Annotated in this window: 10 protein-coding genes and 1 pseudogene; 6 read left to right on the top strand and 5 right to left on the bottom strand. The window is 71.3% G+C overall.

The window, feature by feature from the left end; translation table 11 throughout:
• Positions 1–10 precede the first annotated feature (10 nt).
• From ABZZ74_RS15240 to ABZZ74_RS15255, 4 genes are all read right to left on the bottom strand, one after another.
• Entirely contained in the window at positions 11–604 is a 594-nt protein-coding gene (locus ABZZ74_RS15240; protein WP_356764884.1) for a TetR/AcrR family transcriptional regulator, read from the bottom strand.
• A gap of 45 nt (positions 605–649) precedes the next feature.
• On the bottom strand, positions 650–1,105 hold the full coding sequence (locus ABZZ74_RS15245; protein ID WP_356764886.1) for a pyridoxamine 5'-phosphate oxidase family protein: 456 nt from the start codon (positions 1,103–1,105) through the stop codon (positions 650–652).
• A 97-nt stretch (positions 1,106–1,202) separates the two neighbouring features.
• The gene (locus tag ABZZ74_RS15250; RefSeq protein WP_356764888.1) at positions 1,203–1,847 is read right to left on the bottom strand and encodes a CBS domain-containing protein; all 645 of its coding nucleotides are present in this window, start codon (positions 1,845–1,847) and stop codon (positions 1,203–1,205) included.
• 64 nt (positions 1,848–1,911) lie between these two features.
• Positions 1,912–2,319, bottom strand: a complete 408-nt coding sequence (locus ABZZ74_RS15255) for a hypothetical protein (protein ID WP_356764890.1) — start codon at positions 2,317–2,319, stop codon at positions 1,912–1,914.
• Between the two features lie 253 nt (positions 2,320–2,572).
• On the opposite strand from ABZZ74_RS15255, the gene ABZZ74_RS15260 reads away from it, so the two are divergent.
• Positions 2,573–3,268 (top strand): response regulator transcription factor, encoded by a 696-nt coding sequence (locus tag ABZZ74_RS15260; RefSeq protein ID WP_356764892.1) that lies wholly within the window; start codon positions 2,573–2,575, stop codon positions 3,266–3,268.
• Between the two features lie 30 nt (positions 3,269–3,298).
• On the opposite strand, the gene ABZZ74_RS15265 is transcribed toward ABZZ74_RS15260, so the two are convergent.
• Positions 3,299–3,523: a hypothetical protein gene (locus ABZZ74_RS15265; RefSeq protein WP_356764894.1), complete on the bottom strand. Its 225-nt coding sequence runs from the start codon at positions 3,521–3,523 to the stop codon at positions 3,299–3,301.
• Positions 3,524–3,981: 458 nt separating this feature from the next.
• Here ABZZ74_RS15265 and ABZZ74_RS15270 point away from each other — a divergent pair, with 458 nt between their 5' ends.
• From ABZZ74_RS15270 to ABZZ74_RS15290, 5 genes and pseudogenes are all read left to right on the top strand, one after another.
• Positions 3,982–5,706 carry a GAF domain-containing protein gene (locus ABZZ74_RS15270; protein WP_356764896.1) on the top strand — a complete coding sequence of 575 codons (1,725 nt, stop codon included), beginning with the start codon at positions 3,982–3,984 and terminating at the stop codon, positions 5,704–5,706.
• 288 nt (positions 5,707–5,994) lie between these two features.
• Positions 5,995–6,569 (top strand): annotated as a pseudogene (locus tag ABZZ74_RS15275) (zinc-binding dehydrogenase); the annotation flags it as partial.
• Positions 6,570–6,610: 41 nt separating this feature from the next.
• A complete protein-coding gene (locus tag ABZZ74_RS15280; protein WP_356764898.1) occupies positions 6,611–7,717 on the top strand; it encodes an NAD(P) transhydrogenase subunit alpha in 1,107 nt (368 codons plus the stop codon).
• Entirely contained in the window at positions 7,714–8,040 is a 327-nt protein-coding gene (locus tag ABZZ74_RS15285) for an NAD(P) transhydrogenase subunit alpha (protein ID WP_356764900.1), read from the top strand. The genes ABZZ74_RS15280 and ABZZ74_RS15285 overlap by 4 nt, the downstream gene beginning before the upstream one ends.
• Before the next feature lie 5 nt (positions 8,041–8,045).
• Positions 8,046–9,458 (top strand): NAD(P)(+) transhydrogenase (Re/Si-specific) subunit beta, encoded by a 1,413-nt coding sequence (locus ABZZ74_RS15290; protein WP_356764902.1) that lies wholly within the window; start codon positions 8,046–8,048, stop codon positions 9,456–9,458.
• Positions 9,459–9,597: the final 139 nt, after the last annotated feature.

Here is a 9,597-nt window from a genome sequence, read left to right on the forward strand (position 1 = left end):
GTGCGGGCTTCTACAGGTGCAGAAGCCCGCGAGTCACCGCCGTGACGGTGTCGAGCGGGGCCAGGCTGCGGTGGATCTTGGCCATGACGCTGGCGCCGAGCCACATGTCGTACAGGGCCTGTGCGACCTCGCGGGCCTCGCCGTCGACCGAGAGGGAGCCGTCCGCCAGGCCTTCGGTGATGGTCCGCTCGATGCGGTCGACGACGGCGCTCGTTCCTTCCTTCAGGGCCAGGCGCATCGCCTCGGACAGGTCCGCCACCTCGGCGCCGAGTTTCACTGCCAGGCACTTGCCCTGGCACTCGTCGAGGCTCTGCGTCTCCCGCCACTGCTGCCAGTAGGCCATCAGCCGTTCGGCCGCCGACTGGCCGGAGCGGGCGAGGACACGGTCCATGTCCGTGAGGTAGTCCGCGAAATAGCTCTTCAGGATCGCTTCGCCGAAGGCGTCCTTCGAGGCGAAGTAGTGATAGAAGGAGCCCTTCGGTACGCCGGCCTCCGCGAGCACCTCATTGATGCCGACGGCCGAATAGCCCTTGTGGGCCATGATCCGTTGGGCGGTGTCGAGGATGACCCGACGGGTGTCTTTGGTACGCGTGGTGACCGGCATGTGGTGAACCGTAACACCTGAGTAGACCAGTCGTCTAGTACGTCCTCAGAGCGCGTCGGCGGCCGTCAGGCGGATGCCGGTGACAAGGTCGGGGCGGATGCGGACCGCGTAGTCCATGGTCTGCTTCACCCACGGGCGCAGCAGGGACTGGTAGCGGGCCAGCTCGTCGGGGTCCGTGACCAGATGGGCATAGCCGGTGACCACCACGCTCCAGCCCAGATGCGTGGCAGGGTCGATGACGTCCGCCTCGTAGGCGACGACGACTCCCGGGTCCCCGGCGTGCCGGGTTTGCCGGGTCAGGGCGGCTCCCTCATGCGTGCGGATGACGATGTCGCCGTCCACCAGGATGTGGTTGACGGGCCGGATCGTGGGCAGCGCGTGCTGGGTGAAGACGATCCTCCCGAAGGAGACGCCGCCCAGCAGGCGCATGGCTTCGGCGCTGTCGAGCTCGACGCTCTGACGGGGGCCGGCCGGGGCCGCCTCGGCGTGGTCAAGGGTCATGGCGGGTTTCCGTACGTCCTGGTGGGCCTGGTGGGCTATGGGTGCGATCGGATCATTCGAACCGAGTCCGGGCCGGGCCGCTAGGGCCGGTCGGCCCTCACACGGTGCCCGCCGGACCCTTCGCCGCGATGGCGCCGAGGCCGGTGACGGCGCCGATGCCGTCGTCGACACGGAGAGCGTTGACGACACCGACGACTCCGTCCACCTGCCAGGTCGCCCACACCGCGGACCCGATGTCGGCGCCGTCGGCCACCCGTCCCGCGAGGGTGACCATGCCGTCCCGGACGAGTACTCCGACCGCTCCCGGCGGCAGACCGAGCATGCCGACGACGACCTCCTCGATCACCTCACGGCGGATCGTGTCGTCCGGACGCAGGAAGATCCGCAGCAGGTCACGACGGGTGGCGATGCCGATCAGCCGGTCCTCCTCGTCCACCACGGGCAGCCGGTCGACGCCGTGCCGCTCCATCACCCGGGCGGCGTCCGGCACGGGCTGTTCGGGGTGTGCGGTGATCGCCGGGCTCGACATCAGTTCTCCGGCTGTGCCGGCCCGTACCGTGGTCCGCGCGCGCACGAGGTCGGTGCCGGAGACCACGCCGACCACCTTGTCATCGTGGTCGACGACCGGCAGCCCGCTGATGCGGTGCCGGTCCAACAGCCTGATCAGTTCCTTGAACGGTGTCGCCCGTCGGGCGTGGACGACCTCACTGGTCATCACCTCACCGATGGTGCGTGGTCCCACGGCACCCACCTCCTCGCCCCCGTGGGGAGGGCCCCTCGCCGAGCGGCGAGGGGCCCTGGTCGTCCTAGTCCTGCCGCCGGTCCTGCCGGCCCTCGATGGGGCCGCCGCGCCACGGGGGCGGTGCGGCCGTCCTGCGCGCCGCGTTCCCGCGGTGTGTGAGGCGCTCCACCTGGGTGCGCAGCCGGCCCTGGATCCGGTCGGCGAGTTCGTGCGCGCTCGCCTCGCGAGCGTGCACGACCACCACATCGCTTCCCACCCGGATCTCCCCGCCCGCGGACCACGGCCGTTCGTCGTGGTGTGCGCCGGCCCGGGAGATCCGCACCTCGCCGTCGACGGCCGGCAGCCCCGGCCGTTCGAGGGCGGCGCGCACCTTGGCCCGGACGTAGGCGAGGGCCTCCTCGTCCACTTCGCCCTCGGCGCGCACCCGCAACGAAGGGACGGCGTTGTCGGCCCCGGTGTTCCTGGGAGTCATGTGCTCCACTCCTTTGATCCTTGTCGACGCTTCCAGCCTGCCGCCGGTGCCGAACCCGTCCCAGGGGCCGCCCGGCCCCCGACGCGGCCCGGGGGTCCCTCTCCGGTCCGGTGCGCGACGCGTCGGCATCGGGCCGCCGACCCGGGGAACGGGCCAATCAGGGCCGACCGGCCCTGGCCCTTGGGCCCGGAGGGGCGTTGGATCACGGACAGGAACCCTTCCCCGACGCGGGACACACGACGAGGAGCGTCTGATGGCGGACAGCCAGCGGCCCGGCCCCGAAGGACCGATCCGGGTCTTCCTGCTGGACGACCACGAGGTGGTACGGCGTGGAGTGCACGACCTGCTGAACGACGAGCCGGACATCCGCGTCGTTGGCGAGGCGGCCACCGCCGAGTTGGCCCTGGTGCGCGTCCCCGCCCTGCGTCCCCAGGTCGCCGTCCTCGACGTACGTCTGCCGGACGGCGACGGGGTGAGCGTGTGCCGGGAGCTGCGCTCGCGGATGCCGGAGCTGGCCTGTCTGATGCTGACCTCGTTCGACGACGAGGAGGCGCTGCTGGACTCGATCATGGCCGGTGCGGCCGGCTATGTGCTCAAGCAGATCCAGGGCTCGGACCTGGTGTCGGCGGTGCGCACCGTGGCCTCCGGCCAGTCGCTGCTGGACGCCAGTGCCACGACGCGCCTCATGGCCCGGCTGCGCCAGGGCCGGCAGCCGGAGGAAGAAGAACCGGAGGCGCTGCCCGGTCTGACCGACCGGGAACGGGAGATCCTCGCCCTCATCGGCGAAGGCCTGACCAACCGTCAGATCGGCCAGCGTGTGTTCCTCGCGGAGAAGACGGTGAAGAACCACATCTCCCGGCTGCTGGCCAAACTCGGCGTGGAGCGTCGCATCCAGGCCGCGGTGATCGCCACCCAGGCCCAGGACCGGATCAGGCAGCAGGAGCACTGACCGGTACGCGTCGCGGACCCTTCGGCGTAATTACAGGTGGGTCCGGCTCGCCCCGGTGCCGTCCCGGTCGGCGAGATCGGCCTGGGCCAGCAGCAGGCGGGCCAGGCGACGGGCCTCCCCGGCGGTCAGCGCCGCCCAGGTGCCCGGTTCGCCACCGCTGACCGTGCCGACGTCCAGGGCGACCCGGGTGATGGGCCGGTCCGCCGGGGCGAGCGTCAGGCGGCGCACCGCAATCCGGCGGCCGCACGCGGTCACGAGAGGCGGGTCCCCCGCTGTGCGCGAAGGGTCTCGTCCTGTCGTCGTCATCGGTCTCACGCCCTTCCTCGGCGGCTGAAGCACCCATACCCGGCGGGGTATACACGTCAGCGTCCGCCGAACCGGGATTGTTCCCAGCCCGGTTGGGCCGGTCGTCCCCCGGCTCGCCCCCGCCCGGCCCAAGCCGCGCCGCCCCCGCGGACGGGAGGCTGACAGCGAGACACAGCGAGGACATCGACGTGGGAGGGCGACGGGCATGAGCGTGCGCGTGGGGGGAACGCGCGGAGAGCGCCGCAGGCACCCCCTGGCCGCCCGGTTGCCGCGCGCCTGAGTCATGGCCGACGGACGCCGTGAAAGGGGCAGCCTGCCCTGATCCCGTACCCCGCCTCGTACTGGACCGTTACCGTGGCACATGACGGCATGTGGCCGACCGGTCGAGGGAATGTGGAGGACCACGGGTGGCAGGCTCGGAACACACCGGGGAAGCCCGTGTGCGGCTGCCGCAACTAAGGCTCGACGAGCTGCTGGAGGAGCTGCAGGCACGCCTCGACACGGCCCGCGGCACCCGCGACCGTGTTCACAGCCTGCTGGAGGCGGTGCTCTCGGTCGGCCGGGAACTGGACCTGGAGCAGGCGCTGCACAGCATCGTGGAGGCCGCGGCCGCGCTGGTGGACGCCGAATACGCGGCCCTCGGCGTCATCGGCCCCGATGGCAGGCGGCTGTCGGCCTTCCACACGGTCGGCGTCACCACCGAGCAGATCACCCAGATCGGTCCCTACCCCGAGGGCCACGGCATCCTCGGCGAACTCATCAAGCACCCGGAGCCCCTGCGCCTGTCGAAGATCTCCCAGCATCCGGCCTCGTACGGCTTCCCGCCGCACCACCCGCCCATGAACACCTTCGTCGGCGTCCCGATCCGGGTGCGCGACCAGGTCTTCGGCAATCTGTACCTCACGGAGAAGCGGGGCGGGGGGCAGTTCGACGAGGAGGACGAGTCGGTCCTGTCCACCCTCGCCGTCGCCGCCGGTGTCGCCATCGACAACGCCCGCCTGTACGAGGAGACCCGGCTGCGCGAGCGCTGGCTGCGGGCCAACGCGGAGATCACCCACAGTCTGATGTCGGACGGTGAGGGCCCGGAGGTCCTCGGCCTGATCGCCGAGCGGGCCGGTGAGATCACCGGGTCGGCCCTGGCGGCGGTCGGTCTGCCCATGGAGGGCATCGACTCCCTCACCGTGGAGATCGCCGTCGGTCTGGAGGCCGACGCCCACCGGGGTCTCGTGCTGCCCATGGACCGGAGCCTGATGGGCCTGGCCTTCTCCGGCGCCGCCCCGGTGACCAGCGAGGACGCGTCACAGGACGAGCGGATCTCCCTGGAACCTCCCCGCTTCAAGGGGCTGGGCCCCGCCGTGGCCGTACCCATCGGAACCGGCGCCGAGGGCCCACGGGGTGTGCTCCTGCTGGCCCGTCAGATCGGCCAGCCGGTGTTCTCCGAGACGGAGATCGAGCCCCTGCGCGCCTTCGCCGCCCAGGCCGCCATCGCGATGGAGCTGGCCGAACACCGCCGCGACGCCGAGCAGATCGCGGTGCTCCAGGACCGCGACCGCATCGCCCGCGACCTGCACGACCTGGCGATCCAGCGGCTGTTCGCCACGGGCATGACCCTGCAGAGCGCCGGCCGCTTCATCGAGCACCCGGAGGCAGCGGAACGCGTCGTGCGCGCCGTGGACGACCTGGACGAGACCATCAAGATCATCAGGTCGACGATCTTCGGCCTGCGGGCCCGTGAGGGCGGCGCCGGTGCCGGGCTGCGCGCCCGCACCGTCCGGGTGGTCGGCGAGGCCGCGCCCGTGCTGGGGTTCGCCCCCAGCGTCCGGATGGAGGGCCTGGTCGACACCGACGTGCCGCGGGAGATCGCCGATCATCTGGTCGCCGTCCTCTCCGAGGCACTGACCAACACCGCGCGGCACTCCGGCGCCGACCACGCCGACGTCGTCCTGCAGACCGACGGGCGCGAGGTGCGGCTCACCGTGTCGGACAACGGCGTGGGCATTCCGGACGAGGGCCGTCGCAGCGGGCTGAAGAACATGGCCGAGCGCGCCGAGCAGTTCGGCGGACGTCTGGAGCTCAACCGTCCCGAGGGCGGCGGCGCCGAACTGGTGTGGCGGGTTCCGCTGCGAGCCTGACTCCCCGTGTCCGGTCCGCCGTGGGCCGGGCCCAGTGGCCGTCCGTTGTGACCGGGCGGCCCATCCCCCGTCCTGCCTCCCCGACGACCCTGGATGCAGGACCGCCTGCCGGGCGACCGGCCTCGCCGCCCGGGTCCTTCGGCCTCTGAGGGAGGGCGACATGCTCCTCGGTGTGGTGGACGGCTGCACGTTCCACATGGACGCCGAGCAGTACGAGGCGCTGGGTCGCCCCTTCTTCGTACCGGACCTCGAACCGTCCATCCGGGCGGCTTCTCCTTCACAGCCGGAGCCGTCCCCTGGCTCGGTTCGTCCTGCGGCACCTGCCGCTATTGCGTCTCCGGCTGGGAGACCCTGTGCGAGTCCCAGGCCAACTCCGGCTGCTCCGCGGACGGTTGCTACGCCCAGTACGCCGCGGCGAACGCGGGACGGTCGACCTCGGACCCGACAAGCTGGGCCTGGCCCATCGCCTGGGCGCCGACCAGCTGGTCAACGCGCGCACCCACGACCCGGTCGAGGAGATCAAGAAGGCCGGCGGCGCGGACGTGGCCGTCGTGCTGGCCGCCGCGCCCAAGGCGTTCGAGCAGGCCTTCCGCTCGCTCAACCGCGGCGGACGGCTGGTCATGGTCGCGCTGCCCGCGGACAATGCTGCCATCAACGTCCCGATCTTCGAGACCGTCCTCGGCGGGATCTCCGTCATCGGCTCGATCGTCGGCACGCGGCAGGACCTGGCCGAGGTGTTCGCGCTGCACGCCGCGGGGCGCACCCAGGTCATCGCCGAGCCACGGCGCCTCGACCAGGTGAACGACTCCTTCGACGAGGTACTCGGCGGACGAGCCGAGGCGCGTCTCGTCTTCGAGTTCTGAGGCCCGGGCAACCCCCGGACCCGGTAGAGAGGCAGCAGATCATGGCAAACGTCACCGTAGCTGCCATACGGGAGCGGGCACCCGGCGAACGCCGGGTGGCCCTCGTCCCCGAGGCCGTCACCCTTCTGCACCGCGCCGGGATCGACGTCCTGGTCGAGGCCGGCGCCGGTTCCGGTGCCTGGTTCGCCGACGCCGACTACACCGACGTCGGCGCGACCGTCGTACCGTCGGACGAGCTGTACCTGCGCGCGGACGTCGTGCTGTGCGTCGGGCCGCCCGACCAGGAGACCGCCCGCGCCCTGCGTGCCGGACAGACCCTGATCGGCCTGCTGGAGCCGCTCCGGCAGCCCGCCCTGGTGCAGGACCTGTACCGGCGCGGGGTGCACACGGTCAGCCTCGACCTGCTGCCGCGTACCCTCAGCCGCGCCCAGTCCATGGACGCGCTGACCTCCCAGGCGAACGTCGCCGGCTACAAGGCGGCCCTGCTCGCCGCCGACTCCTACGACCGCTTCTTCCCGATGCTGACCACCGCCGCGGGCACCATGCGCCCGGCGCAGGTCCTCGTCCTCGGCGCCGGAGTGGCCGGACTGCAGGCCATCGCCACGGCCCGCCGCCTCGGCGCCGTCGTCTCGGCGTACGACGTACGCCCCGAGTCGCGAGGGGAGGTGGAGTCGTTGGGCGCCCGCTTCCTCGACGTCCAGAGTCCGCAGGGAGACGCCGGGCAGGGTGGCTACGCAAGGGAGTTGACGCCGGAGGAGCAGGAGGCTCAGCGTGCGGCGCTGGACGCGCACATCGCCCGCTCCGACGTCGTCATCACCACCGCCCAGGTACCTGGCCGCCGACCGCCGCTGCTGGTGAGCGCGGCCGTCCTGGAACGGATGCAGTCCGGCGCGGTCATGGTCGACCTCGGAGCGAGCGACCTCGGCGGCAACGTCGAGGGCTCCGAGCCCGACAAGACGCAGGTCCTGGACAACGGTGTCACCGTCATCGGCGCCGGACGGCTGCCGTCCGCGATGGCCACCGCCGCGTCCACCGCATACGCCCGCAACCTCGTCGCCCTCCTGCGCCACCTGGTGCGGGACGGCGAACTCGTCCTCGACCCGGCGGACGAGATCACAGGCGCCCTGATGGGAGGCGGCCAGTCATGAACGACCTCGATCTGCTCACCGCGATCACCGTGTTCGTGCTCAGCGTCCTCGTCGGCGTCGAGGTCATCAGCAAGGTGCCCGCGACCCTGCACACCCCGCTGATGTCCGGCTCCAACGCGGTGCACGGCATCGTCGTCATCGGCGCCATGCTGATCGCCGCCGAGTCGCACACCTGGCTCGGCTACGTCCTGGCCTTCGTGGCGATGGTGTTCGGAGCGATGAACGTCGTCGGCGGCTACGTCGTCACCGACCGGATGCTGGAGATGTTCAAGGCCAGGCCGGCCGCCGAGAAGGCGGCCGGTAACGAGAAGGCGGAGGTGTGACCGTCATGGACACCGTCTCCAACGCCGTCCACTACATCTTCCTGGCCACGGCCGTGTGCTTCGTGCTCGGCCTGCACCTGATGAACCACCCGCGCACCGCGCGCCGGGGCAACACCATCTCCGCGAGCGCGATGTCGGTCGCGATAGCCGCCACCGTGTGGCTGGTGATCCACCAGAGCACCATCACCACCACCGGCTGGCTGGTCCTGGTCTCCGGCGGTCTGGTCGGCGCGGCCCTGGGGCTGTACGCGGCCCGCGAGGTCAAGATGACCGCCATGCCCCAACTGGTCAGCCTCTTCAACGCCGTCGGCGGCGGGGCAGCCGCGCTCATCGCCGTAAACGACCTGCTCCAGGCCGACCACCCGGCCGGGCTCGGCGCACGCGTCTCCCTCCCGGGCGCCCTGGACATCGTCATCGGCGCCGTCACCTTCTCCGGCTCGCTGATCGCGGCCGGCAAGCTGCAAGGCGTCGTCTCCGGGGCGCCGGTCGTCTTCCCCGGGGCCCGGCTGCTGAACGTGCTGCTGCCGGCCTCCTTCGTGGCCGGCACGGTCTGGCTGGTGCTGTCACCGGACTCCCGCACCGCGCTGTACGGGCTGGTGGCCGTGGCGCTGCTGTTCGGCGTGACCATGGTGCTGCCCATCGGCGGAGCCGACATGCCGGTCGTCATCGCCCTGCTGAACGCCTTCACCGGATCCGCGGTCGCGATGGCCGGCTTCGTCCTCAACGAGACCGCGCTGATCATCGCGGGCATGCTCGTCAGCTCCTCGGGCGGCATCCTGACCAAGCTGATGGCCGACGCCATGAACCGCTCCATCGCCAACATCGTCGTAGGCGGCTTCGGCACCGGCGACGGCGTCCCGGCGGTGACGGCGGGCGGGGCGGCCCAGGTGCGGCCCGTCTCCGCGGACGACGTGGCGATCCAGCTGGCCTACGCCGGCAAGGTCATCTTCGTCCCGGGCTACGGCCTCGCCGCCGCCCAGGCCCAGCACGAACTCGGCGACCTGGCCAAGCTGCTGGCCGACCACGGTATCGACGTCAGCTACGCCGTCCACCCGGTCGCGGGCCGCATGCCCGGGCACATGAACGTGCTGCTGGCCGAGGCGAACGTGCCTTACACCCAGCTGAAGGAGATGGACGACGTCAACCCCGAGTTTCCGCAGGCCGACGTCGCCCTCGTGATCGGCGCCAACGACGTCACCAACCCGATCGCCCGCCGCCCCGGCAACGCGATCTCGGGCATGCCGATCCTCGACGTCGACAAGGCCAAGAGCGTGGTCGTCATCAAGCGCTCCATGGGCCGCGGCTACGCGGGCATCGACAACGAGCTCTACACCGACCCCAAGACCGGCATGTTCTTCACCGACGCGAAGAAGGGACTGGCCGAACTGAAGGCGGCCGTGGGGGAGTTCGTCAGCTGACGCCGACACGTGAGGTCCGAGGCCTCACCGGGCGGCCCTTCTAACCTCGATCTTTCGTGAGGGGCCGTCAGCTTACTGACGGCCCCTCTTCGGTTTTGTTGTGCGGGTGTTTTCGGTGTCCGGGCAGGGCGGGGGCCCG

The organism is Streptomyces sp. NPDC006476 (assembly GCF_040612015.1).
GTDB classification, from domain to species: domain Bacteria; phylum Actinomycetota; class Actinomycetes; order Streptomycetales; family Streptomycetaceae; genus Streptomyces; species Streptomyces griseorubiginosus_B.

What these genes read in the sequence shown, in the direction of transcription:
- ABZZ74_RS15240 (WP_356764884.1), bottom strand. Translation starts at nt 604, where the DNA reads ATGCCGGTCACCACGCGTACCAAAGACACCCGTCGGGTCATCCTCGAC.
- ABZZ74_RS15245 (WP_356764886.1), bottom strand. Translation starts at nt 1,105, where the DNA reads ATGACCCTTGACCACGCCGAGGCGGCCCCGGCCGGCCCCCGTCAGAGC.
- ABZZ74_RS15255 (WP_356764890.1), bottom strand. Translation starts at nt 2,319, where the DNA reads ATGACTCCCAGGAACACCGGGGCCGACAACGCCGTCCCTTCGTTGCGG.
- ABZZ74_RS15260 (WP_356764892.1), top strand. Translation starts at nt 2,573, where the DNA reads ATGGCGGACAGCCAGCGGCCCGGCCCCGAAGGACCGATCCGGGTCTTC.
- ABZZ74_RS15280 (WP_356764898.1), top strand. Translation starts at nt 6,611, where the DNA reads ATGGCAAACGTCACCGTAGCTGCCATACGGGAGCGGGCACCCGGCGAA.
- ABZZ74_RS15285 (WP_356764900.1), top strand. Translation starts at nt 7,714, where the DNA reads ATGAACGACCTCGATCTGCTCACCGCGATCACCGTGTTCGTGCTCAGC.
- ABZZ74_RS15290 (WP_356764902.1), top strand. Translation starts at nt 8,046, where the DNA reads ATGGACACCGTCTCCAACGCCGTCCACTACATCTTCCTGGCCACGGCC.